This window comes from Microbacterium sp. JZ70, from assembly GCF_053903225.1.
In genome coordinates this window covers 1927126-1950158 of record NZ_CP096405.1, presented here as the reverse complement: position 1 = coordinate 1950158, position 23033 = coordinate 1927126, and the positions used below count along the sequence as shown (strand labels likewise).

Annotated in this window: 21 protein-coding genes, 1 tRNA gene and 1 other RNA gene; 14 read left to right on the top strand and 9 right to left on the bottom strand. The window is 71.3% G+C overall.

The genetic code is table 11. The features are described from left to right. The first annotated feature begins 22 nt into the window (after nt 1-22). The 3 genes from M1D46_RS08855 to M1D46_RS08845 all read left to right on the top strand — a co-directional run bounded on the left by M1D46_RS08855 (nt 23) and on the right by M1D46_RS08845 (nt 3973). Nucleotides 23-1756, top strand: a complete 1734-nt coding sequence (locus M1D46_RS08855; protein ID WP_456285331.1) for a hypothetical protein — start codon at nt 23-25, stop codon at nt 1754-1756. Between the two features lie 191 nt (nt 1757-1947). Further along, on the top strand, nt 1948-3537 hold the full coding sequence (locus M1D46_RS08850) for a DUF222 domain-containing protein (RefSeq protein ID WP_456285330.1): 1590 nt from the start codon (nt 1948-1950) through the stop codon (nt 3535-3537). Nucleotides 3538-3616: 79 nt separating this feature from the next. Continuing rightward, complete coding sequence (locus M1D46_RS08845) at nt 3617-3973, top strand: hypothetical protein (protein ID WP_456285329.1); 357 nt, start codon at nt 3617-3619, stop codon at nt 3971-3973. Here M1D46_RS08845 and M1D46_RS08840 read toward each other — a convergent pair. Both M1D46_RS08840 and M1D46_RS08835 read right to left on the bottom strand, forming a co-directional pair. Then, nucleotides 3965-4687, bottom strand: coding sequence for a response regulator (locus M1D46_RS08840; RefSeq protein WP_324011681.1), 723 nt, complete (start codon nt 4685-4687; stop codon nt 3965-3967). The two genes, M1D46_RS08845 and M1D46_RS08840, sit on opposite strands and share 9 nt — an antisense overlap. Beyond that, on the bottom strand, nt 4684-5964 hold the full coding sequence (locus M1D46_RS08835) for an ATP-binding protein (protein WP_456285328.1): 1281 nt from the start codon (nt 5962-5964) through the stop codon (nt 4684-4686). The genes M1D46_RS08840 and M1D46_RS08835 overlap by 4 nt, the downstream gene beginning before the upstream one ends. A gap of 123 nt (nt 5965-6087) precedes the next feature. Here M1D46_RS08835 and M1D46_RS08830 point away from each other — a divergent pair, with 123 nt between their 5' ends. The 4 genes from M1D46_RS08830 to M1D46_RS08815 all read left to right on the top strand — a co-directional run bounded on the left by M1D46_RS08830 (nt 6088) and on the right by M1D46_RS08815 (nt 10228). Further along, nucleotides 6088-7110: a tripartite tricarboxylate transporter substrate binding protein gene (locus M1D46_RS08830; protein ID WP_456285327.1), complete on the top strand. Its 1023-nt coding sequence runs from the start codon at nt 6088-6090 to the stop codon at nt 7108-7110. Continuing rightward, a complete protein-coding gene (locus tag M1D46_RS08825) occupies nt 7107-7685 on the top strand; it encodes a tripartite tricarboxylate transporter TctB family protein (protein ID WP_324011687.1) in 579 nt (192 codons plus the stop codon). Before M1D46_RS08830 ends, M1D46_RS08825 begins: the two co-directional genes overlap by 4 nt. Continuing rightward, a complete protein-coding gene (locus M1D46_RS08820) occupies nt 7685-9223 on the top strand; it encodes a tripartite tricarboxylate transporter permease (RefSeq protein WP_456285326.1) in 1539 nt (512 codons plus the stop codon). Before M1D46_RS08825 ends, M1D46_RS08820 begins: the two co-directional genes overlap by 1 nt. A gap of 108 nt (nt 9224-9331) precedes the next feature. Continuing rightward, on the top strand, nt 9332-10228 hold the full coding sequence (locus M1D46_RS08815) for an EamA family transporter (protein ID WP_456285325.1): 897 nt from the start codon (nt 9332-9334) through the stop codon (nt 10226-10228). 124 nt (nt 10229-10352) lie between these two features. Here the strand turns inward: M1D46_RS08815 and M1D46_RS08810 are convergent. Continuing rightward, nucleotides 10353-10425: transfer RNA gene (locus M1D46_RS08810), tRNA-Lys, on the bottom strand. Between the two features lie 170 nt (nt 10426-10595). Here M1D46_RS08810 and M1D46_RS08805 point away from each other — a divergent pair. Then, a complete protein-coding gene (locus tag M1D46_RS08805; RefSeq protein WP_324011695.1) occupies nt 10596-11432 on the top strand; it encodes an inositol monophosphatase family protein in 837 nt (278 codons plus the stop codon). Continuing rightward, nucleotides 11429-11992, top strand: a complete 564-nt coding sequence (locus M1D46_RS08800; protein ID WP_456285324.1) for a hypothetical protein — start codon at nt 11429-11431, stop codon at nt 11990-11992. Before M1D46_RS08805 ends, M1D46_RS08800 begins: the two co-directional genes overlap by 4 nt. A gap of 7 nt (nt 11993-11999) precedes the next feature. Here M1D46_RS08800 and M1D46_RS08795 read toward each other — a convergent pair whose 3' ends face one another. Further along, the gene (locus M1D46_RS08795; RefSeq protein WP_456285323.1) at nt 12000-13322 is read right to left on the bottom strand and encodes a hypothetical protein; all 1323 of its coding nucleotides are present in this window, start codon (nt 13320-13322) and stop codon (nt 12000-12002) included. Nucleotides 13323-13387: 65 nt separating this feature from the next. Beyond that, nucleotides 13388-13930 carry an RNA polymerase sigma factor gene (locus M1D46_RS08790; RefSeq protein WP_456285322.1) on the bottom strand — a complete coding sequence of 181 codons (543 nt, stop codon included), beginning with the start codon at nt 13928-13930 and terminating at the stop codon, nt 13388-13390. Between the two features lie 84 nt (nt 13931-14014). Here M1D46_RS08790 and M1D46_RS08785 point away from each other — a divergent pair, with 84 nt between their 5' ends. Further along, complete coding sequence (locus tag M1D46_RS08785) at nt 14015-14836, top strand: aldo/keto reductase (RefSeq protein WP_324011702.1); 822 nt, start codon at nt 14015-14017, stop codon at nt 14834-14836. 33 nt (nt 14837-14869) lie between these two features. Here M1D46_RS08785 and M1D46_RS08780 read toward each other — a convergent pair whose 3' ends face one another. Beyond that, nucleotides 14870-15634: an IclR family transcriptional regulator gene (locus tag M1D46_RS08780; protein ID WP_271173968.1), complete on the bottom strand. Its 765-nt coding sequence runs from the start codon at nt 15632-15634 to the stop codon at nt 14870-14872. A 106-nt stretch (nt 15635-15740) separates the two neighbouring features. On the opposite strand from M1D46_RS08780, the gene M1D46_RS08775 reads away from it, so the two are divergent. Genes M1D46_RS08775 through M1D46_RS08760 form a run of 4 tightly spaced genes read left to right on the top strand, consistent with a single transcriptional unit; the run spans nt 15741 to nt 20219 of the window. Then, entirely contained in the window at nt 15741-17192 is a 1452-nt protein-coding gene (locus M1D46_RS08775; RefSeq protein ID WP_456285321.1) for a GntP family permease, read from the top strand. Beyond that, complete coding sequence (locus M1D46_RS08770) at nt 17192-18418, top strand: CaiB/BaiF CoA transferase family protein (protein WP_456285320.1); 1227 nt, start codon at nt 17192-17194, stop codon at nt 18416-18418. Before M1D46_RS08775 ends, M1D46_RS08770 begins: the two co-directional genes overlap by 1 nt. Beyond that, a complete protein-coding gene (locus tag M1D46_RS08765) occupies nt 18415-19338 on the top strand; it encodes a hydroxymethylglutaryl-CoA lyase (protein ID WP_456285319.1) in 924 nt (307 codons plus the stop codon). The genes M1D46_RS08770 and M1D46_RS08765 overlap by 4 nt, the downstream gene beginning before the upstream one ends. A gap of 50 nt (nt 19339-19388) precedes the next feature. After that, a complete protein-coding gene (locus tag M1D46_RS08760) occupies nt 19389-20219 on the top strand; it encodes a nucleoside hydrolase (RefSeq protein ID WP_456285318.1) in 831 nt (276 codons plus the stop codon). 9 nt (nt 20220-20228) lie between these two features. On the opposite strand, the gene M1D46_RS08755 is transcribed toward M1D46_RS08760, so the two are convergent. The 3 genes from M1D46_RS08755 to ssrA all read right to left on the bottom strand — a co-directional run bounded on the left by M1D46_RS08755 (nt 20229) and on the right by ssrA (nt 23012). Further along, a complete protein-coding gene (locus tag M1D46_RS08755; RefSeq protein ID WP_456285317.1) occupies nt 20229-21125 on the bottom strand; it encodes a D-alanyl-D-alanine carboxypeptidase family protein in 897 nt (298 codons plus the stop codon). A gap of 60 nt (nt 21126-21185) precedes the next feature. Next, the gene (locus tag M1D46_RS08750; protein ID WP_456285316.1) at nt 21186-22499 is read right to left on the bottom strand and encodes an APC family permease; all 1314 of its coding nucleotides are present in this window, start codon (nt 22497-22499) and stop codon (nt 21186-21188) included. A gap of 143 nt (nt 22500-22642) precedes the next feature. Then, nucleotides 22643-23012, bottom strand: a transfer-messenger RNA (tmRNA) gene (gene ssrA, locus M1D46_RS08745). Nucleotides 23013-23033 lie beyond the last annotated feature (21 nt).

The window sequence follows — 23033 nt, the reverse complement described above, 5'->3', positions numbered from 1 at the left end:
GGCTCTCGAGAGACGACGCTCCGTGACCCACGACGATTCCTGGCGCACGCCCTCCGAGACCTGGCGCAGCGGCCCCTGGTCGCTCGAACGACGCGGCGACGAGCTCGCAGACGTGCGATGGCGAGGCCGGGTCGTGCTCCGCGGCGTCCGGGCGGTGGCTCGCGACCGCGACTGGAACACGCCGGCCATGCACGTGGATGCGGTCGCAGCGTCGCCCGGCGCCCTCGAGATCTCCGTGCACGCCGATGACTTCGGCGCGGCGATCTCGGGCGCGGTCCGCGTCCGAGCGGACGGCGACCGGCTGACGATCGGATGGCGCGGCGCCTCCACCGTCGACTGGCTCACGAATCGCACGGGGCTCGTCGCGCTCCATCCGCCGCACCTCGCCGGCGCGGCCCTCGATGTCGTCCACGCGGACGGGTCCTCCGAGCGCACGGCGTTCCCGACCGCGATCAGCCCGCATCAGCCCGTCCGCGGCATCACCCGGCTCGGATGGCGCGATGCGGGGATGGATGTGGCGGTCGCGTTCTCGGGCGACGTGTTCGAGATGGAGGATCAGCGCAACTGGACGGACGCCTCCTTCAAGACCTACAGCCGACCGCTCGACCTGCCGTTCCCGTACCCGGTCGCGGCGGGACAGGAGCTGCGGCAGTCGATCGAGATCTCGGTCGCGGGCGAGCCTGAGCCGGATCACGCGGTGTCCTCGCGGATCGGGCTCTTGCCATCCGGTGCGTTCCCCGAGATTCTCACGTGCGCATCATCCGCACCAGACCCGGCACCGGCCATCCCGCCGATCGGCGACACGCTTCTCGTCGAGCTCGATCTCGCCGCCCCGAACTGGCGTGCGGCGCTTCATCGCGTGCCGAAGCGACCGCTCGACGTGCGCCTCGTGCTCCCGCAGGACGACGAGGACCTCTCCCCTGCGGCCGTCCGCGCTCTCGACGCCGCGATCGACGCGCTCGCCGATCGCGAGATCCGTCGGATCGCCGGGTTCGCGCGTCAGGCGCACACGTCCCGGTCGGTCCACGTGTCGGCGCTGCGGCACGCTCTCTCGCGTGCAGGCCTCTCGGCGCAGATTCTGGCGGGCGCTCGCTCGCACTTCACCGAGCTGAACCGCGAGCAGGCCGACCTCCCCGCGGATGCCGACGGCGTCGTGTTCGCGTCGACCCCGCTGTTCCACGCCCTCGGAACCGAGCAGCTCGTGGAGTCGGTCGCGATGCAGCGGCTCACGGCCGAGCAGGCTGTCCGCATCGCGCGCGACTTGCCCGTGCACGTCGGTCCGGTGACCTTGCGGCCCCGGTACAACAACGTCGCCACCGCCCCCGCGCCGATGCCGTCGCGCGACGACCTCGCGGAGGGGTACGGCGCCGAGTTCACAGGCGCCGTCGACGATCGTCAGGCTGCGCCAGAGCTCGCGGCGTGGGTCATCGCGAGCGCGGCGGCGTTCGCCGTTTCTGGCGTGTCGAGCGTCGCGTACTTCGAGGAGTGGGGGACGCGTGGTCTATACACCGCCGATGGTGCGGCGACTCCCGCCGCGACGGCGGTAGGTGCCCTGGCGGCACTCTCTGGCGCGGAGCTGCTGTCCGGCGCGAGCCCGGACGGTCTGCTGTGGGCGGTCGGAGGGCGACGCGACGGTCGCGAGGTGGTCCTCGCGGCGAATCTGTCTGACGCGGCACGCACGGCGGTCGTCGAGATCGATGGCCGCGAGATCGAGGTCGCGCTCGAGGCATGGGGCTGGGCCGAGCGGAGAGTGTGAGGCGGGGTCGCTGGACGGCCCGGGCCCGGGAAACCGCACCGTCAGCCACACATCTCGTTGGCGCCGCGCGGTGCACGCCCCCTGTCGGAGGCTCCGAGACCCTTCGTTTCGTTATCGTTCCGTGACCTTTTGTGCTTCGTTCTGGCTCGTAGGGGTCTTCGAATGTCCGTGGTGGGCGGGACACTGGTGTCATGAGCGATGGGGCTGTGTGGGGTGAAGGGGATGGTCCGTCCCCGACGGCTTCGGAGCGTGCGGCGGTGGAGTCGGCGATCGAGGCGATCCGGGCGGCGGACAGGGTGATCGCGCATGCGCAGGCGGCGCGTCAGATGGCGTTGGCGTCGGCGTCGCAGGTGGCGTGGGCGCAGCATGAGCGGCAGGTCGCGGCCGGGGGCTCGTCGCGGGCGTGGGCGCATCGGGCGATCGCGGAGGAGATCGCCGCGGCCACGCACACCCCGGGCCGGTCGGTGGAGCGGCAGATGAACGACGCGACGAACCTGGTGTCCCGGTTCCCGGTCGTGCGGGACCGGCTCGCGGCGGGGACGGTGTCGCTCCCGCACGCGCGCACGATCGTGCTGTGCGGGGACCGGCTCGACGACCCTGCCCTGCGGGCGACGTATGAGGTGCGGGTGCTGGAGCGGCTGGACCGGGTGCCGATGACCGCGGCGGCGTTGGCGGAGGTGGCGCGGAAGATCGCGCAGGAACTGGACCCGGTCTCGATCAGCGACCGCCACAAGGCCGCCAGGCGGAGGCGGCGGGTGGGGTTCCGTCCCGGGGAGGACGCGATGGGCGCGTTCGATGCGGAGGTCGCGAACGTGCTCGGGCTCGGGATGATGGACCGCATCGACCAGATGGCCAAGACCGTCATCACCGCCCGCGCCGCCGCCCGCCGCGCCGGCGACCCGGCCGCGCTCGCGGATGACCGCACCTTGGATGAGATCCGGGCGGACATCTTCACCGACCTCACCCTCACCGGCACCCCCACCGGCCACGACCACCTCTACGGCGCCACCTTCCCCCAGACGCCCGAGGGCGACCGTGCGGGCGAGGCGGACGCGAAGACCGGCGACGTCGGACTCGGCGCCACCGCGGACGGCACGGGCGGCGCGGCCGATGCGAAGGGCGGGGATGTCGGACTCGGCGCGCTGAGCGACACGGACACGGACACAGCCGACGGGGTGAACGAGAGCACGGCCGCGGGTTCAGCATTCGGCCCCGCCGCAGGGCCCGCACGGAAGCCGGCCATGAAGCCCGTCGGGCTCGGGGCGATTCGCGGGAGCGTGCACATCACCATCCCCGCCACGGCGCTCGCCGACCCCACGAACCGGACCGAGGGCGCCACCCTCGCCGGGGCAGGACCCATCCCGATCATCGACGCCAAGCAGATCGCCGCCGACGCCACCATCTGGAACCGCGCCTTCACCGACGCGCACACCGGGGTCCTCCTCACCGTCGACCAGAGATTCCCCACCACCGCGCAGCGGCGGTTCCTGAAGGCGCGAGATGAGCGGTGCCGGTTCCCCGGGTGCCGGCAGGCCATCCGGAAGCACTACGTCGACGTCGACCACACCCATCCCCACTCCCGGGGCGGCCCCACGAACGTGGCGAACCTCGAGTACTTGTGTGAAACGCATCACATGCTCGAGCAGATGACCGAATGGACCGTCACCCAGGGCCCTGGCGGCGTGCTCGAATGGACGTCCCCGAACGGACGCGTCTATACCGATACCCCACCACCCGTCGCCCGCTTCACCCCACCCGACGACGAACCACCACCCTTCTGACACGCACGCGGGTAGACGGCAGGCGCCGCCGCCCGTCGTGTCCGCGCCTCGGCCCGCTCGTCGCCGATAGGGTGCAGACGTGGATTCAGACGCGCCTGAGCACGAACAGCACCGACTCGATCTCGATGCGGCCTCGGCCGAGCAGATCGACGACCCGTGGTCGGCCCGACGACGCCTGGCGTGGGGGCTGGCATGGAGCATCCCGGTCGTCGCGCTCGTCGTCGGGATCGTGCTGACGAGCAGCGGAACGCTCGAGTTCACCCGGACGTACGACGGATACACCTACGAGGCCGAGCACCACACGGTGTGGCCCGCCGGCCTCGCGCTGCTCACCACCGGTGTCCTCGGTCTCACCGCGGCGGCGATCGCCACCGCCCTGATGCTGACTCCGCGGCCCGCCCTGACAGCCGCTGATGCGCGCGTGCCGTCAGCCTGACGGCGCCGGGGCCAGCCGATAGAGCACGCGCGGGCGGCCCCGCCGCCCGTAGCTGTGCGCGATGTCGATCCGCCCCTCGGCGACGAGGTGCTCGAGGTACCGGCGAGCCGTCGCGCGCGAGATCCCGCACGTGGCCGCGAGTTCCTCGGCGGAGACCGAGCGGACGGGGTCAAGCGCCGCGAGGACGCGCTCGAGTGTCTGCGCGGCGAGTCCCTTGGGAAGCTCGACACGCCCCTCGCGCCTCGGTCGTTCGGGAGCCCGCGTGGTGCCGACGGCGAGGAGGCGATCGATCTCGCCCTGGGAGAGACGCCGATCTGCAGCGTCTGCCCGTCGTCGGTCGGCGTCGGCCGCGTACGCTCGCAGCCGTTCCTGGAGCGCCTCCTGCGTGAACGGCTTCACGAGGTATCCCGAGACGCGTGCGGCGAGCGCCTGCCGGACCGTCACCTGATCGTGGGACGAGCTGATCACGAGGACATCCGCCCCGGCCTCGCCCAAGGTCCGCAGACGGTGCAGAACCTCGATCCCGCTGATGTCGGGAAGCCGCATGTCGAGGAGCACGAGATCGACGCCGCGTCCGAGCTGGGCGAGCGCCGCTCGCCCAGTGGCCGCCGTCGCCGCCACGTAGAACCCCGGCGTCTCAGCGACGAACCGGCTGTGCAGGGCGCGCGCCGCGGCATCGTCGTCCACGATGAGCACCCCGATCCGCTCGCTCATCGCTCGGCACCCAGATCGAAGTCGAAACGCGACCCGCCCAGCGCGGATCGACGCAGCTCGATGGTGCCGCCGCGCGACGTGACGGTGCGCCGGACGAGCGCCAGGCCGATCCCGCGCCCGACGCCCGACGCGTCCGGCTTCGACGAATAGCCGCGCGTGAAGACGCGATCGACGTCGGCGGGGTCAATGCCGGGCCCGTCGTCTTCGACGGCTCCGACGAACCGGCCGTCGACCTGCCGCAGCGAGCAGCGCACCGACGACGCCCCGGCCTCGGCGGCGTTGCGCGCGAGATTCGCGAAGACGAGGAGCACTCCCTCGTCGATCGGGACGTCCGGATCCATGTCGGTCTCGAGCCGCGTTCCACGCGCGCTCAGCTCGGAGCGGAGCGCCTCGATGCTCGCGCTCAGCAGCCCCGAGGGCCGCGAGACCCCCTCGCCCCCGTTCCCGGAGAGGACGGGCACGACCCCTTCGATGTACTGGAGCGCCTCTGCGCGATCGCCGTGCGAGACGAGTCCGTGGATCACGTGGAGTCGGGTGCCGAACTCATGCGCCTGCTCGCGCAGCGCCGCCGTCACATGACGCAGCTGGCGGTGCTCCGCCTCCATGGCGTCGCTCCTCCGGAACCGTCGCTCGATCGCGGCCGCGAGCAGCGAGCTCGCGAGGGTTGCGACGATGAGCGCGGCGGATGCCCAGGGCAGCAGCTTCTCGACGCCCGCGGCCGTCTGGGCGGAGATGCTCGACTCGAGGATGCCCACGGCCACCATGCCGACCACAGCCCCGTCCGAGCCGATCACGGGCACCTTCGCGCGGAGCGAGGCCCCCGACGGCCCCGTCTCGGTGCCGACGAACTCCTCCCCCGCGAGCACCGGCTCCGTGGTGGTCGACACCTGGACCCCTCGCTGAGACGGATCGGGATGCGTGATCCGCACGCCCTCGTCGTCGGTGATCACGACGTAGTACACCCCGGCCGTGCGCTGGATCACGTCCGCCAGCGGCTGCAGCGCCGCGGTCGCCGTCGCGAGGGAGGATGCGTCGGCGGGGCGCCCGGCGGTCCCGATCGGACCGGCCGCCTCCACCGCCGTGCGGACCTCGATCAGCTCGGCGAGGCCGCGCGCCACGTCGTGCACGCGCTGCGTCGTCGCCTCCCGGATGCTCCGCTCCTGCACCGTGAGCGCGACGAGCGTCGTCAGGCCGACCGCGACGAGCACGATGACGGATGGCAGGAAGAGCATCACGAGGCGCACGGCGCGCGTTCGGGTGTCGGCGGTCCTTGTCATGTCCTCGCGAGGATTCGGTGAGCATCAATGATCACAACACCTCGGGACGAGGCGCGCGCTCTCACGGCGGCTCATCCTATTACTCATCTTGCGGCGACAAAGGTGTCCGCAGAAGGAGCAGAGATGAGCACAGACGATTCCGTCACCCCTCCCCGTGGGCGCTCGCCGGTCGCCCGCACGGTCACACGCGTGATCGGCGCCTCCCTCGCGACGGCGGCGATCGCGACCGCCGTGTACGGATCCGTGACGTCGGCAGCCGCCGGCACGGACCTCCATGCATCGATGACGATCATCGCTCCCGCCGCTCCGGGCGGCGGATGGGATGGCGTCGCGCGCGAGATGCAGCAGGCGCAGCGGGCGAACGGCCTGGTGAACAACGTGCAGGTCGTGAACATGCCGGGCGCGGGCGGCACGATCGCGCTCGGCAACGTGTCGGTCCTCGCGGGGCAGCCGAACAACCTCCTCGTCGGGGGAACCGGCCTCCTCGCGGCGACGATCCAGTTCGATTCGGCCGCCACGCTCGACGACGTCACGCCGGTCGCCGTGATGGTGGAGGAATACGACGTGGTCGTCGTCCCCGCCGACTCCCCGTACGAGACCCTCGACGATCTCGTCTCCGCATGGCGGGAGGATCCGCGGGCGCTGCCCTGGACCGGCGGCGGCTCGTTCGACCAGCTCGTCGTGACCGATCTCGCTCTCGCGGCGGGCATCGATCCGGTGGAGACGACGTACATCTCCTCGGATGGCGGCGGCGAGGCCATCCAGGCCCTCCTGAACGGGACCGCGCAGGCGGCCACGGGCGGCTACCCCGACAACATCGACCAGATCGCGTCCGGGCGTCTGCGGGCGCTGGCACTGATCGCCGAGCAGCCGGTCGAGGGCATCGAGATCCCCACGGCGGCGGAGCAGGGCTACGACGTGGCGCTGACGAACTGGCGCATGGTGGCCGCGCCCTCCGCGCTGTCTGAGACAGAGCGCACGGAGCTCACCGACCTCGTCCTCGAGACGCTCGACACTCCGGAGTGGCAGGACGCGATCGAGCGCTACCACTGGACGGAGCGCGTGATCACGGGTGACGAGCTGACCGATTTCCTGGCATCCGAGCGTGCTCGGATCGCCGACCTCTACGAGGAGATGGGGCAATGATGCCTTCGAACAATCCCACCGCCCTGTCCGCGGTCGTGGGCGGTCCGGGGGCGCCCCGCACGACGGCGCCGTCGATCGCCACGCTCGCGGCGCATCTCGTGATGCCCGTGCTCCTGGCGGCCTTCGCGAGCTACCTGCTCGTGGGCATCCTCACGATGTCGGTCCCGGAGGGCGCGGCGTTCCCCGGCCCGCAGTTCTTCCCGGGACTGATCTCGGCGGGCCTCTACCTGCTGGCGGTCCTGCTCGGGCTCTCGGGCTTCCGGCAGTGGCAGAGCAGCCGGACGCAGACCGATGACGCGGCAGCCGACAGCGCAGGCGGCATCCTCTCCCGCCCGCGCTGGCGCTCGCTGCTGTGGGTCGTGGGGTCGTTCCTCGCCTTCGCGCTCCTGCTCGAGGTCCTCGGCTGGATCATCGCGGCGACGCTCCTGTTCGTCGGCGTCGTGCGCGGCTTCGCGTCGTCGCGCTGGCTGTTCAATGCGCTCGTGGGGCTCACCCTGAGCTCGGTCATCTACATCGCGTTCGACATGCTGCTCGGCCTCCCGCTGCCGTCGGGCATTCTCGGAGGGGGTCTCTGATGGACGTCCTTCCTCTTCTCGCCGACGGATTCGCCGGGGCGCTGACCTGGCAGAACCTCATCTGGGTCCTCGTCGGATGCCTGCTCGGCACCGCGGTGGGCGTGCTGCCCGGCCTCGGCTCGTCGATGGCGGTCGCGCTGCTGCTGCCGGTCACCTTCGCCCTCGAGCCGACCGCCGCGTTCATCATGTTCGCCGGGGTCTACTTCGGCGGGCTCTTCGGAGACTCGACCATGGGCATCCTGATGAACACGCCCGGTCAGGCCTCGGCCATCGCCTCGACGTTCGAGGGGCACCGGATGGCGCTCAGCGGCCGGGCGGCGCAGGCGCTCGCGACCGCGGCGATCGGCGCCTTCATCGGCGGATTCGTCGCCTCGGTGCTCGTCGTCTTCCTCGCGCCGCTCCTCGCCGACTTCTCGAGCAGCTTCGGCCCGGCAGAGTTCTTCGCGCTCGCGGTCTTCGCGTTCGCTGCGACCTCATCCGTCGTGACGGACACGCCGCTGCGCGGCATGGCGTCGCTCTTCCTCGGGCTGGGGATCGCCGTGATCGGGGTCGACAGCGTGTCCGGTGCTCCGCGCTTCACCCTGGATTCGCCGTACCTCTTCGACGGCATCTCGCTCGTCACCGTGACCGTGGCAGTCCTCGCGCTCGGCGAGGTGATCTACGTCGCGTGCCTCTCGCGGCAGTCGGGCGAGGGCTCGATGGTCAAGCCGGCCGGTCGGCCCTGGCTCTCGCGCACCGAGTTCCGCGAGGCGGCGCCCGCGTGGCTGCGCGGCACGGCGATCGGCGTGCCCTTCGGGATCGTGCCCGCGGGCGGGTCGGAGATCCCGACCTTCCTCGCGTACGGACTCGAGAAGCGGCTCGACGCCCGTCGGGACGTCCCCCGCTTCGGGAGCGGCGCCATCCGCGGCCTCGCCGCCCCAGAAGCCGCGGGCAACTCGACGACCGGCATGGCGATGGGCTCGCTGCTCGCCCTGGGCCTCCCGATCTCGGCGACCGCCGCGATCATGCTCGCGGCCTTCCGCCAGTACGGGCTTCAGCCCGGCCCGCTGCTGTTCGAGCGCGCGCCGGACCTCGTGTGGTCGCTGCTCGCGAGCTTCTTCATCGCGATGGTCGTCCTGCTGATCCTCAACCTGCCGTTCGCGACGCTGTGGGCCAAGCTGCTGCTCATCCCCCGGCCGTACCTGTTCGCCGGCATCACGGTGTTCTGCGCGCTCGGGACGTACGCGACCGGCGGCTCGACGTTCGACCTGCTCATGCTGCTCGGCATCGGCATCGTCGGCTTCATCATGCGGGCGGTCGACTATCCGCTGGCGCCGCTCATCATCGGCATGGTGCTCGGCCCACTGGCCGAGACGAGCCTCCGCGACGCCGCGATGAGCGCCAACGGCGACTTCTCGGTGCTCGTCGGCGGGCCGATCCCGATCGCGCTCTACGCGCTGCTCGCCGTCGTGCTCGCGTTCTCGATCCGCGGGCGGGTCGTCGCGCGCCGGCGGCAGAAGCTCGAGGCGGAGACGAACGAGACGTCGCTCGTGCGCTGATCCGCGCTGAGGCCCGGTGCGTCCCGAGCGGGGCGTGCCGGGCCGGTGCACTATCCTGCATCTTATGGGAACCAACACTGCGACTGATCGACTCATGGGCGCAGGCTCGTGACCGCGCGCCGGACGGTCCTTCCGCCGTGGTCGATGGCGGTTGCCGCGATGCTCGCGGTGCAGCTGGCAAACGCTCTGTCCGTGGGCGTGATCGAGCACGTCGGGTCCGCGGGGACAGCGTGGTTGCGGATGTGCTTCGGCGCGGCACTCGTGTGGATGATCGCGCGACCGTCGCTGCGGTCGGTGCGCCGACGCGACGTACCGGTCCTCATCGGGCTTGGCGTCGTGACGGGATTCATGACGACCTTCTTCCTTGCGGCGGCAGAGCTCATCCCCCTGGGCACGGCGGTAGCGATCGAGTTCCTGGGTCCGCTCGTCGTAGCCGGCATCACCAGCCGTCACCGACGGGCCCTCATCTGGCCTGCACTGGCACTCTCAGGCGTCGCGCTCATGACCGAACCCTGGTCGGGGAAGATCGACCTCGTCGGAGTCGGTTTCGCGCTCCTTGCCGGAACCTGCTGGGGCCTATACAACGTGCTCACACAGAAAGTCGGAGACCGGTTCGCCGGCATCAGCGGGCTCGCGATGACCCTGCCGATCGCCGCTGTCGCGACCGCACTCCTCGGGCTGCCTCAGGTGGTCTCCGGCACTCCGTCCTGGGGTGTGATCGCCACCGCAGCGGGCATCGCTGTGATCACACCCGTGATCGCCTTCGGCTTGGAGATGCTCGCGCTGCGCAGGATGACGCACACCGCGTTCGGCACACTCCTCTCGATCGAGCCCGCCTTCGGCATCCTGATCGGACTGCTCCTGCTCGGACAGAATCCGACACCGTTCCAGGTCGTCGGCATCATCCTCGTCGTGACCTCCGGCGCGGCCGCACAACGGGATGGCGCGCGCGTCGTCGACCGGTCTGCGGGAGAACCCGCGCCCACACGAACGGACACGCCATGACCCCTTCGGCCACCTCCGGGCACCCGGCCTCGTAAAGTCCGCACCAGCCGGCCCCACTACGTCAAGGTGGCCCGCAGACGCGAAAAAGCCCCGGTCACTGGCGAGAGTGACCGAGGCTGTTCCGTGCACCCCCAGGGACTTGAACCCTGAACCCACTGATTAAGAGTCAGTTGCTCTGCCGATTGAGCTAGAGGTGCGTTCCGTTCTCCGGGAATTCCTTCCCTGCGAACCGAGAGACTACGTTACCAGGCTCGCCAGGCCCGCGCGAATCGAGGTGCGCCCGGGCGTGCCTGTGCGTCTCCTGTGCACCGCTCACGCGTGCTCTGAACCTCAGGGCCGGTCGCGACGGCGCCGATATCCTGAGCGGGTGACCTCCCCCTCGTCGACTCCCGCCTCCCCCGCCCGCGCCGGCCTCGACGAGGATCTCGCGCTCGCCCTCCGCCTCGCCGACGCCGCCGACGCCCAGACGCTGCCGCGCTTCGACTCCGCCGACCTCGAGGTCTCGCGCAAGGCCGACCGCAGCCACGTGACCGACGCCGACCTGGCCGCCGAGCGCGCCATCCGCGACATCCTCGCGACCGAGCGCCCGGACGACGGGATCTTCGGCGAGGAGTACGGCCGCGACGACGACGCGCCTCGCCGCTGGATCATCGACCCGATCGACGGCACGGCGAACTTCCTCCGCGGCGTCCCCGCGTGGGGCACGATGATCGCGCTCGACATCGAGGGCTATCCGCGCCTCGGCGTCGTGAGCTCCCCCGCGATGCGCCGCCGCTGGTGGGCGGCCGAGGGCCTCGGCGCCTGGACGAGCGTCGACGGCGGCGAGCCGCGGCCCATCCGCGTGTCCGACGTCGCCGATCTCGACGATGCGAGCGTGAGCTTCCAGAGCATCGCGCAGTGGGACGACGCGGGCCACCTCGAGGAGCTCATCACCCTGAGCCGCCGTGTGTGGCGCGACCGCGCGTACGGCGACATCTGGTCGTACATGCTCCTCGCCGAAGGCCGTCTCGAGTTCGTCGCGGAGTTCGACGTCAAGGAGTACGACCTCGCCGCGGCCGCCGCGATCGTCACCGAGGCCGGAGGGCGCATGACCTCCTTCGACGGCGCGCCGACGATCGCGGAGGGCTCGGCTCTCGCGACCAACGGCGTCCTCCACGACGCCTTCCTCGAGCTCCTCGCCGCCCCGCCGCAGGCCACGACGTGACGACCGGGGCGGCCCGCACTCGGCGCTCCCTCGCCGCGGCGGGAGCGACCCTCCTCCTCGCCGCCGCGATGCTGGTCGGCTGCGCCTCGCCGCTCACGCCCAAGACGCCGTCCGACGGCGGCTCATCCGCGAACGGCGGCGCCTCCAGTGCGGGCGGTGGCGCGCCGACCTGCGAGACGATCATCGCGCCCGCGCTCGTCGACCAGTTCGCCGAACTCGGATGGACGGCCCGCACCGATCCGTTCTACGTCGGCCCCACCGAGGTGCCCGGCGGCGTCAGCTGCACGTGGGGCGACTTCGAGGCCGGAGCGACCGACGTCGTCCAGATGTACGGATGGGCTCCCGTCGAGGCGGATGTCTCGGCCGAGCTGCAGGGGTACCTCGCCGACCAGGGCTGGAAGCGCGAGGAGGCCGACGGCGTCGTCTACCTCACCGAGAGCATGCCCTCGGCGGAATGGGCGGATGAGCAGGGGTACGGCATGACGTACGCGTTCGGCGACGGATGGGTCGCGCTCGCGGACACGAAGAGCGGCCTCGCCGTCATCACGTGGCGCGGCTGAGCAGGCGTCACTCGATCCAGCCGTAATGGCTGCCCTCCGCCGCGGAGAAGTCAAGTGCGGACTCGGCGACGGCGACGACGCTCCACGTTCCGCCTGCGGAGTCGGTGAACTCGTACGTCGGCACGAGCAGCACAGACCCATCGGCCTGCCAGTGGCTCGCGAGCCCGAGGCGTGCCGACACGATCTCGACGTCGTTGACGCTCCACGAGACCGACGCGCCCGGCTCCGGCAGGGACGGCGCCGCGGTCGGCGGCGTCCACTCCTCACCCGCCACGCCCTCACGCAGCGCCTCGGGAAGGGTCGTCAGCTGAGCGCCGAAGCGCGGATCGGACAGGCGCTCGAACGCCTCCTGCTCGCTCACGACCTCGTACTCCCCGAACGGCACGATGTCGGCGAGGGCGCCGTATCCGCTGACGATCCCCTCGGCGGCGTAGTCGAGGTGCAGGGCGCTATCGATGCGCTGGCCATCGATGACGGTCCAGATCGCGACCGACCGGGTCGCGGACCCCTCCCAGGTCGCCGACGTGTACTCGTACGCGGCCGGGTCCTCTCCGAGCCGCGTCATCAGGTCGCGCGCGGCGGCGATGGCGGGGCCCTCCTCCGGGGCGACGCAGGCCTCGCCGCACGCCCATGGATCCCCGCCGCTCCAGAACCAGAAGCCGAGAGTGCCGTCGAGACTCGCGCTGAACGACGGCGCGCTGCCGTCCTGCGGGCCGACCACCCACATCCCGTCGCGGATCTCCGGCGCGCCCTCGACGCCGAGAGCCGCGGCGAAGGCGCCCACCTTCTCCGCCGTCGACGACGCGGCACCGTCGTAGGCATACGCAGCCGCCCGGCCGCCGCTCGACGAGAGCAGCATCGACGACCGGAACGAGCTCCGCGACGAGTACCCGTACGGATAGCTCGTGTCCGACGACTGTGCGGAGAGATCCTGCGAACCGGACTCCGCCGCGCCCCGATCGGCGAGCGCGCCTCCCTGCGCGGGGCCGCCCTCTCCGGGCAGCGAGATCGGCGGTGCCGCACCGTCGCCATCCGAGACCCCGGCGTCCGAAGAACCGGTGCCCGATCCGGCGGTGGACTGGCCCGCCGCGAGGCCGTAGCCCGCGACGCCTCCGACGACGAGCGCGAGCGCGACCGAGGCCGCGATCGCGAGCATGGCCATCCGCCTCGGTCCGCGGCGAGCGCGCTCGGCGTCCAGATCGACCGGTGCCGTGCCGTCCGCGGTCGCCGCCGCGATCACCGCGTCGGCGAAGCCCTCCCTGGGCTCGACGTCCGCTGCCGGGTCCGCCGCGCGGAGGCGGTCGACCGGGTCCTGGTCATGCGCGTTCATGGCGTCCTCCTGGAAAGCTCGCTCTCCCTGCCTATGTGGCGGGAAGGCCGGATCTTGCGGCGGGATCAGAACCGGAGGCGCTCGCCCCACGCGGCGCGCAGCCGCGCTCGGGCCCGCGAGAGCGCGGCGTCCGCGCCCGAGCGCGAGATGTCGAGCACCGCCGCGAGCTCCTCGCCGTCGAGCCCCTCCCACGCGTGCAGCAGGAGGATCCGCCGGTCGCGCTCCCCCACCGCGGCGAGCGCACCGCGCAGCTCGGCGTCGAACAGCGCGTGCAGCTCGGGATCGTCGGCGACGCGAGACGCTCCCGACTCGGGCAGGGTCTCAACGGGGAGGTCGACGTGCTTCCGACGCGCATTCGCGAGGGTCAGCTCGGCGGTGCGATAGAGCCATGGAAGCTCCGCCCCTCGCGGCACGTCGGCACGTCGCCGCCATGCGACCGCGAAGACGTCCGACGCGAGGTCCTCGGCATCCTGCCGGGGCCCGCGCCGGGCGAAGTACTTCACCAGCGCGGTCGCATGGGCGCGCACGACCGCCGTGAACCAGGCGAGGTCGTCGGGCATCGTGCCTCCCTCGGCCGGCGGATCCTCCGCTGCGGTGCGCACGCTCATCACACCATGTCTCTGTCGCGACGCCCGCGGATCTTGCACGCGGCGCGCCGACATCCTGCGCGCGGCCTGCGGCAGAGTGGAGGCATGACGTCGCATGCGCTCATCCCCCTCTCCGACGGACGCTCGATCCCTCAGCTCGGTCTCGGCGTGTACAAGATCCCGGATGCCGATGCCGCCGAATGCGTGCGGGTCGCGATCGAGGCGGGGTACCGACACATCGACACCGCCGCCCTGTACGAGAACGAGCGCGGCGTCGGCGAGGGGATCCGCACGAGCGGCATCCCTCGCGACGAGGTCTTCGTCACGACGAAGGTGTGGAACGACGACCACGGCTTCGACGAGACCCTGCGCGCGTTCGACGCGAGTCTCGATCGCCTCGGCCTCGACACCGTCGACCTGTACCTCATCCACTGGCCGATCCCCTCGCGCGACCGCTACGTCGAGACCTACCGCGCCCTCGAGCGGATCCGCGAGGAGGGGCGGGCCCGCTCGATCGGCGTCTCCAACTTCGCGATCGCGCACCTCGATCGCCTCCGCGCGGAGACCGACGTGGCCCCCGTCGTGAACCAGGTGGAGCTGCATCCTCTCCTGCCGCAGGCCGAGCTGCGTGCGTATCACGCCGCGCACGGCATCGTGACCGAGGCGTGGTCGCCGCTCGCACGCGGGCGGCTCCTCGACGACCCCGCCCTCGCCCGCATCGCCGAGAAGCACGGCGTCGCCCCGGCGCAGGTCGTCATCCGGTGGCACCTGCAGCTCGGCAACGTCGTCATCCCGAAGTCCGTCACCCCTGCGCGGATCCGCGCGAACATCGACGTCCTCGGGTTCGAGCTCGACGCGGATGATCTCGCGGCGATCGCGGCACTCGAGTCGGGCCTCCGGACGGGCCGGGACCCCTCGCTCGACTGAGGCGGATGGGCCTGATCCGACAGAGGGGAGCGCTCAGGCCGCGCTGGGCTTGCGCCCGCCGAACGCGGCCGTGAGCGCATCGGCCGCGGTGACGACCGCGTCGACGAGCTGCTCGCAGACCTCGACGGGCATCCGGAGGGTGGGCCCCATCACCGTGAGCGCGCCGACGAGCGCCGCGTGCTGGTCGAAGACGGGAGCCGCGAGCCCCGAGGCCGCTTCCATGCGCTCGCCCACGGTGATCGCGTAACCCGCTGCGCGCGTCTGCGCGACCGCCGCGCGCAGCACGTCGGGGTCGGTGATGGTCGCCTCGGTCAGCGCGGGCAGCTCGCCCGACGCGACCTCGTCGAGCAGACCGTCGGTCCACGCGAGGAGCACGCGGCCCGAGCTGCCGACGTGCAGCGGCTGGATGCGCCCGACGTACATCTCGCGCTTGAGACCGTGGCGCGTCTCCGCAACGCCCACGCACACTCGCGCGCCCTGCTCGACGCGGAAGAAGCACGCCGTCTCCCCCGTCTCGTCGCGCAGCGCCTGCAGCTGCGGCGTCAGGAGCTCCGTGAAGTCGCGCGCGCGGGTCGCGGGGCCGGCCCAGTACGCCATCCGCACGCCGATCCGGTACCGCTCGCCCTCGCGCTCGAGGAACCCGTGGTCGACGAGGTTCGCCAGCAGCCGGTGCGCGGTCGACGCGGGCAGGCCTGTCGAGGCGCGGATCTCGCTCGCCGTCCGCAGCGGCTCGCTGAGCGTGAACGCGTCGAGGATGGCGGTGATCTTCGCGAGGACGAGGAGCGGCTGTTCGGCCATGAGGCGATCCTAGGGACCGGACGCCAGTTTGCCCACATCGTGAGACTGCTCCTACAGTGTGGGATCAGAGCAGGAGCAGGATGACGCTTCAAGGGAGAGGCCGTTTGTGAACGAGTGGTACACGCTGGGAGTCGTCGGACTCGTCATCGTCGGGGTGGTCTTCGCGATCGTGCGGTTCCGCATCAACCCCGTGATCGCGCTCGCGGTCGGTGCGGCCGCGATCGGCCTGCTCACGGGCCTCGGGCCGGTCGACACCGTGACGACCATGACCCGCGGCTTCGGCGACGTCATGATGGAAGCCGGCCTGCTCATCGCGTGGGGCGTGCTCATCGGAGCGATGCTCAACGAGATGGGCGCGATCACACGGCTCGTCGACGGCCTCCTGCGGATGTTCGGCAAGCGCGGCGTGCCCTACGCGCTGGGCCTGTCGTTCGCGACCTACCTGCAGACGATCTTCGTCGACGTCATGATCGTCATCGCCGCACCCCTCGCGCGCCGGATCGCCCCGCGCCTGGGTCGCAACGGCACCGGCATCATGGGCGTCGTCTTCGCGGTGAGCCTCGAGACGGGCATCGTGCTCATGGTGCCGGGCTTCGCGGCGGTCGCGCTCGCGGGCCTCCTCGGCGTGCCGCTCGGCGTCATGCTCATCGGGGGCCTCGTCGTGGTCGTGCCGACCGTGATCCTCACGATCATGCTCATGACGATCGCCTTCCGCCTCGGCTTCTGGAACCCCGAGAAGGACGAGAAGGCGATCGTCGAGGAGCCGACCGATGAGGACGCGGCGGATGGCTCGGCCGGCACCGCGCCATCCGCTTCGTCGCCCCGGATCGATCGCACGCGGACGGGCACGGTGCGCACCGCGCTCGGCGGCGTGCCGCACGGATACACGGCCGTCGCCGAGCGCACCGAGCGCGAGCAGCCGCTCCTGCTCCTGTTCGCCCCGATGCTCACGGCCCTCCTGCTCATCGCCGCGCAGGCGGTGCTGACGGTCCTGGCGATCGAGGTGCCGGCGATGCAGTTCATCGGCAATCCGGTCATCGCCCTGCTGTTCGCCGTCATCGCGACCGGCATGATCGGGCGCCGCGCAGTCGGCACGCAGCGCATCGAGAAGTCGCTCGTGAAGGGCTTCCAGGACGGCGGGCAGATCTTCGTGCTCACGGGCGTCGGCGGGTCGCTCGCCGCCGTCATCTCCGAGGGCGACCTCGGCGCCATCCTGCAGGGATACTTCCAGGCGACGACGTTCGCTCCCCTGCTCGTCGTCTGGGTGATGGCCGCCGTGCTCCACATCGCGGTCGGCTCCGTCACCCTGTCGGCGATCACCGCGGCGGGCGTCATCGCGCCGGTCGCGACGAGTCTCGGGCTCGACCCGCTGCTCATCGCCCTCGCGGCCGGCGCCGGAGCGCTCTTCTGCGTGCACGTCACCTCGAACACGTTCTGGCTGCTGCAGTCGTTCCTCGGGCAGTCCGTGCGCGGCGCGCTCAAGACCGTGACCGTGGGCGTCTCCCTCGCCTCCGTCATCGCGCTCGCGATGACCCTCGTCCTGGCGGTGTTCCTCTGATGTCTGACTTCCGTCCCCTCGACGGCGTCCGCGTCCTCGAGCTCGGCAACTACATCGCGGCGCCGACGGCAGGGCGCCTGCTCGCCGACTTCGGCGCCGACGTGATCAAGGTCGAACGACCGCGCACGGGCGACGAGCTGCGCCGCTGGCGTCTGCACCGCGGCGAGACCTCGATGCTCTACCGCACGATCAACCGCGGGAAGAGGTCGGTCGTGGTCGATCTGCGCAGCGACGAGGGCCGCGCGATCGTGCTCGACCTCATCCGCACATCCGACGTGCTCCTCGAGAACTTCCGCCCCGGCACCCTCGAGAAGTGGGGCCTCGACGCCGCCGCGCTCGAGGAGGCGAACCCCGACCTGATCGTCGCGCGGATCTCCGCGTTCGGCCAGAGCGGCCCCCTGTCGCACCGGCCCGGCTTCGCCGCCGTCGCCGAGGCGTACGGCGGCTTCCGCGAGCTCGTCGGCGAGCCCGGGCGACCGCCGAGCCGCACGGGGGTCTCGATCGGCGATACGATCGCGGGCATCTACGCGGCGTTCGGCATCGCGATGTCGCTCTTCGCGCGTCTGCGAGACGCGGGCCGGCTGCGCGAGACGCCGTTCGGCGATCGCGTGATCGACGTCGCGCTCAACGAGGCGATGCTGTCGGTGACCGAGTCCCTCGTCCCCGACTGGGAGGCGTACGGTGTCCGGCGCGAGCGCACGGGAGGGCGGATGGAGGGCATCGCCCCGTCGAACGCGTACCTGTGCGCAGACGGCAAGAGCATCGTCGTCGCGGGCAACGGAGATGCCATCTACCAGCGGTACATGACGGCGATCGGCCGAGCCGACCTCGCATCCGCGCCCGATCTGCAGTCGAACGAGGGCCGGTGGGCCGCGCGCGATCGCCTCGACGACGCGATCGGGGCGTGGGCGGCCACGCTCACGAGCCAGGAGGCGCTCGCCGTGCTCGACGCCGCGGGCGTGCCATCCGGCCCGATCTACACGGCGGAGGATGTCTGCGCCGATGAGCAGTACGCGGCGCGCGACATGATCCAGCGCTTCGACGTCGACGACGGGGAGGGCGTCCGCGAGGGCGTCGGATTCCCCGGCATCGTGCCCGTGTTCGGCGGGCGATCGCTTCCCATCGCGCACGTCGGGCCCGATCTCGGCGAGCACACGCGCGACGTGCTGCGCGAGCTCGGCTGGGACGACGCGCGGATCGACGCCTACGAGGAGGACCTCCGATGACCCTGCAGTACCGCGACGTCACGCTGCGCGACGGCCTCCAGCTCGTCGGCAGGCCGCTGCCGACCGAGCGGAAGGTGCAGCTCGTCCGCGAGCTCTTCGCCCTGGGCGTCGAGCACATCGAGGTGGGCTCGATGGCGCGCCCCGACCTCGTGCCCGCGCTCGCCGACACCCTCGACGTCGTCGCCGCCCTGACGCCCGAGGAGCGCGACCGCGTCTGGGTCTGGGTGGCGACCCCGCGACACGTCGAGCGCGCCGCCGCGGCGGGTGTCCGGCGATTCCAGTACTGCTTCTCGGCCTCCGACAGCCACAATCAGGCGAACATCGGCCGCGACACCGAGACCTCGCTCGCGGCGATGCCCGATGCGATCGCGGCCGCCGCGGAGGTCGGCGGGAGCGTGCAGCTCTGCATCGCGACGTCGTTCACGTGCCCCTTCGAGGGCGAGGTCCCCCTCGAGCGCTTCGCGCGCATCCTCGACGACCCGCGCACCGACGGCGCTGTCGACGTCGTCGTCTGCGACACGCTCGGGCAGGCCCATCCGTCAGAGGTGCGCACGCGCGTCGCGCTGGCCGCGTCCGCCCGCCCCGGTCTCGGCGTCGTCTTCCACGGGCACGACACGTGGGGCCTCGGCGTCGCGAACGCCGCCGCGGCCGCGGATGGCGGCGCGACCGTCGTCGACGGAGCGCTCGGCGGCGTCGGCGGATGCCCGTTCGCGCCGGGCGCCTCCGGCAACACCGCCCTGGAGGACCTCGTCTTCGCCTTCCGCCCCGACTGGCTCACTCCCGACGCCTTCGGCACCCTCGTCCGCCTCGGTGAGGAGATCACGACGACGCTCGGCGAGCCCGATCGGTCGCGAGCGCGCTCCGGCGCGCGCAGCCGGGCGAAGGCGTTCCCGTGGGTGGTCGGTGACGCGCCAGACTAAAACATAAAGCGTGTAATGTTTTCATCCACGACAACGGAGCGGAGGCGCGGATGAGGCATGCGATCGCGACAGCAGGACGGATGGTCGTCGACAACGACTGGGGCGGCGACCCGGATGGCCTCGTGGCGCTCGCGCACCACCTCCTCTCGCCATCCGACGACGTCGTCGGAGTGACGAGCTCCTTCCTCAACCCGATGTTCGGCCCATCCGAGGGCACCGCGGAGCGCGGCCGTGAGCTCGCCGCCGAGCTCCTCACGCGGATGGCGCACGCGCCTCTTCCGCTCGCAGCGGGAGCCGACACAGGGTTCGACGGCAGCCCGCGCGAGACCGCCGCGGCGCGGCTCATCGTCGATGCGGCCGCGCAGGCGACGCCCGACGCGAAGCTGACCATCGTGTGCGGCGGCCCGCTGACGAACGTCGCCGACGCCATCCGCCTCGCGCCCGACGTCGTCGAGCGGACTCGCCTCCTCTGGGTCGGCGGCCTGCTCGAGGGCGACGGGTTCGAGTACAACCGCGACACCGATGCCGGCGCGGCGACGTTCGTCTTCGCCCAGCCGGAGCTCGAGGTCATCCGCTTCCCGGCCGAGACGTACCGGCTGCTCGCGATATCGGTCGCCGAGCTCGAGGAGCGGCTGACGTCTTCCGGAGCACTCGGCGGATGGCTGTGGGAGCGCTACGAGCAGCTGCCGCTTCCCGAGGGGGTCGCGATCGACCCGGTCTGGCCGCTCGGCGACAGCGCGCCGCTCGCGTTCACGGCGCTCCGGCACGCGCGCACGCGGACCGTTCCCGGATCGCTCCCCCACGAGCTGGTGTGCGTCGATCTCGACGAGCGCCTGATCATCGAGGACCTCTTCGCACGGCTCCGTCTCGCCGCGCGCTGAGCCGGTCGCTCACTCCGCGAGCGACGCCTCGACCTGCGCGTACAGCTCCCGCGACGCCGTGAACCGCGCGTCGTCGTCGGGCTGCCCCAGCACGACCGCGTAGACGCGGGTCGTCTCGCCGTCTCCGTCCGGCACATCCTTGGCCGAGAGCAGGCTGCTGCCCTCGAGAGTGCCGGTCTTGATGCCGACGACACCCGGATCCGCGAGCAGGTCGTTCGTGTTCTCGACCAGCCCTGCGCCCGGGAGGTCCACGGACGGCGTCGCGACGATCTCCGCGATCACCGGGTTCTCGAGCGCGAGGCGGCCGAGCTCGATGAGCGCCTCGGGCGTGGCCGTGTTCCGGGTGTCGATGCCGGTCGGCTCGACCATCGTGATCCCGTCGAGGCCGTTCTCGGACACGAAGGCGGCCGCGGCTGTCGCGAACGCCGCCTCGTCGCCCCAGATGCTCGTCAGGAGGATGTCGGCGTAGTTGCACGCGGAGCCGATCAGCATCCCCTGGAGCAGCTGGTGCTGCGTGAGCATCCCGTCGACCGGGATCTTCAGGGCGGACTCACCTCGCGCGATGTAGTCCCGGTACGCGATGTCCCACTCCTCGGTGAACCAGTAGTCGCCGCCCTGCTCACCGGGTTCGAGCGGACGCTCCTCGAGCACCATGAGCGCCGTCACGACCTTCGAGATGCTCGCCATCGGCACGGGCGCGTCCGAGCTCGCGACGACGTCTCCATCGGCGATCGCGACGGCGGCCTGTCCCTGCGACGGCCAGTCGATGCCGTCGACGACCGCCGACGACGAGGCCTTCGACGCCCACGTGACGAGCCCGACGATGAGCGCCGCGGCGACCGCGAGCACCGCGACGACGATCGCGATGCGGATGGCCGCAGGCCGACGGGCAGAGGAGGTGATCACACTCCAGTGTGTCCCGCGAGGCGGACCGCGGACATCCGGGATGTCCCTGAATCCGCGGACTCAGCGCGCGCGGTCGCGGCTCGTCCAGCGGGCGACCGCGTACAGCAGGCCGCCGAGGGCGAGCAGAGCGGCCCCGAAGGCCCACACGATCGGGCGCTGCTGGGTGAGCAGCACGATGCACGACGCGATGCCGAGGACGGGGACGAACGTCCACACGCGGAAGTGCGGATGGCCGACACGGTCGCGACGCAGGACGAGCACCGAGATATTCGCGCTGAGGAACACGAAGAGGAGGAGCAGGACGACGGTCTCCGCGAGCGTCGCGAGGTCGCCGATCAGGGTGAGCGCCATCGCGACGACCGTCGTCGCGACGATCGCGACCCACGGCGTCTTCCGGTTCGGGAGAACCCGCGCGAACGCGCCCGGCAGCATCCCCTGCTCCGCCATGCCGTAGGTGAGTCGGCTGGCCATGATCATCGTGAGGAGCGCGCCGTTCGCCACCGCGACCAGGGCGATCGCGCTGAACAGCCACGAGGGGACGGCCACACCGGTCGACTCGACCACCGCGAGGAGGGGCCCGGTGGAGGAGGACAGCTCCTCCGGCGGAAGCGCGATCGCGCTCGCGAGCCCGACGAGCACGTAGACGGCACCTGCCGCGGCGAGCGCGCCGAAGAGCGCGCGCGGGTACGAGCGGGTCGGGTCCTTCACCTCCTCGATGACGTTCGCCGACGTCTCGAACCCCACGAAGGAGTAGTAGGCGATGATCGCTCCCGCGAGGATCGCGCCCGCCCCGCCCGCGTCATCCGGCAGCTGGGTGACGCGCCCGAGGTCTCCGCCGCCTCCTCCGAGGAGCACGCCCACGACGACCACGACAATCACGAGGCCGCTCACCTCGATCACGGTCATCACGACGTTCGCGCCCATGGACTCGCGGATGCCGCGCGCGTTGATCGCCGCGACGAGGGCGAGGAACGCGATCGCGACGGGAACCGCGGGTAGCTCGACGAAGGTGGCGAGGTACTCCCCCGCGAACGCCAAGGCCAGTCCGGCTGCGCTCACGACACCGGCCGCCAGCATGCTGAACCCGACGAGGAACGACACGAGCCGGTTGCGGAACGCCCGCTCGGCGAACACCGCGGCGCCGCCGGCGCGCGGGTACTTCGTCACGAGCTCGGCGTACGAGCCTGCCGTCAGCAGCGCCATGAGCAGGGCGAGCAGAAGCGGCGCCCAGAGCATGCCGCCGACCTCCTCGGCGAGCACGCCCATGAGCGCGTAGATGCCTGCGCCGAGGACGTCGCCGAGGATGAAGGCGAACAGCAGCGGGGTGGTGATGCCCCTTCGCAGCCGCGTTCCGGTGTCAGAGTCGATCGCCATCCGACCATCCTGTCCGCGACGCGGCGCCCGCGCGCGGGGTTGACGAGGCGGGGCGCACCTGCGATGGGCCGAGCCCGAGCATGACGAAGGCCCCTCTCCTCGCGGACGCGAGGAAAGGGGCCTTCCCACTGTGCGACAGCGATCGGTGGAGCTGGGGGGAATCGAACCCCCGTCCAGCGCTGAGTCTCTGGGGCTTCTCCGGGCGCAGTCTGTGAAAGCGTTCTGCTCGGCTCCGACCTTTGTCACAGACACCTAAGTCGACGAGCCCAGTCGAGAAAGAGTCCCGCACGGCGTCCCGACACCGCCGTGCAGCAAGATCCCTAGATGACGCCAGAGTCCGTGTCGGGATCAACCACGGTCTGACGGACTATCGGGCTCGCTTAGGCAGCGAGGGCGAAGTCAGTGCGCTTGGATTCGGCACTTATTGGTTCGCAGGGAGCGTTTACGAGATAACCCTGCATCCTCGGCCCGCTTCTCGCAGATTCGCAAGCACTGTCGAAACCGATCAGCCCCTGGGAATCCTTCTCGCGAAGG